Here is a 1,051-nt window from a genome sequence, read left to right as displayed (position 1 = left end):
GTTCACTATGGTGAAAACAAAACAAACAAACCAGTTATTCTTCTGTCCGCTTCCCTATTTGATGTTGAGCAACCAAAAACTATTTTAATCGATCCAGAAAAATGAAGAATAAAATGTCAGCCGTCAGTTTCTAGGGTGCATTTCAATGGATGCAAAAACACTCTTCGGTCATAGAAAGCTAATATCATTTTATGACAATTACCCTTAATAAAAATCTCCCCCATCTCCCGATCTCCCCGCGCCCGCGCCCCACACTTCCCACACTCCCCACACTCCCGATTCCCGACTCCCGAAAAAAACATTAAGAAATGTTGCGTTATTCCTAAATATTCGTTACATTTGTTTACATAACTGATTACCCAAGGATCACTACGTCCTTGAAACCTTGACCTCACAGCCAAGGATAAAGGCACACTGTAAGCGTATTGGCCCTAGGTTTTCTCCTCCCAACACAGCAAGTATCACCAGCCCCTCTCAATGGCTGGTTTTTTTATATCTAGAAATTCTCAATTGAGTCTCTATTCCCTATTCCCTATTCCCTATTCCCTATTCCCTATTCCCTGTTCCCTGTTCCCTCCAAAATTTGTTACAAATATTTTCAAAATATGTTATAATAGAAAATTTTTTATGTTATAATAAAATTACCCCAGACGTTAAACGAAACGTTCAACGGGAAGAGCCAGCCTGAAGATATTCCAGGCTGAAGGCTGGCTCTAGGACCCCTTATAACAGGAGATACATAAAATTATGTCCTATGCTGAACGCCTACATCCATGGGTGGTGGTGCGTCTATTGCCCAAGATGCAAAGAGTAATTGTTGCTCGGTTCCGTAAACGATCCGATGCGGAGGGTCATATGCAGGCTCTGAAACGGCTAATGCCCGATGCGAACTTTGTGATTATCTTTGATATCGGGGAGCCGATAACTGAAGAAGACTCTTAGGATTATCGGGAGTCGGGAGTCGGGAGTAGGGAGTCGGGAATCGGGAGTCAGATCAGCGTTCCCTCTTGCCTTTTGCCTCTTGCCTCTTGCCTCTTGCCTCTTGCCTCTT

1 protein-coding gene is annotated in these 1,051 nt (G+C 43.4%); it reads left to right on the top strand.

Annotated elements, in window-relative coordinates:
- Positions 1-747: 747 nt before the first annotated feature.
- Positions 748-942: a hypothetical protein gene (locus tag F6K38_RS44815; RefSeq protein WP_071106925.1), complete on the top strand. Its 195-nt coding sequence runs from the start codon at positions 748-750 to the stop codon at positions 940-942.
- Positions 943-1,051 lie beyond the last annotated feature (109 nt).

Source organism: Moorena sp. SIO3B2 (assembly GCF_010692525.1).
Lineage (GTDB): Bacteria > Cyanobacteriota > Cyanobacteriia > Cyanobacteriales > Coleofasciculaceae > Moorena > Moorena producens.
This window is presented reverse-complemented; position numbering and strand designations above follow the sequence as displayed.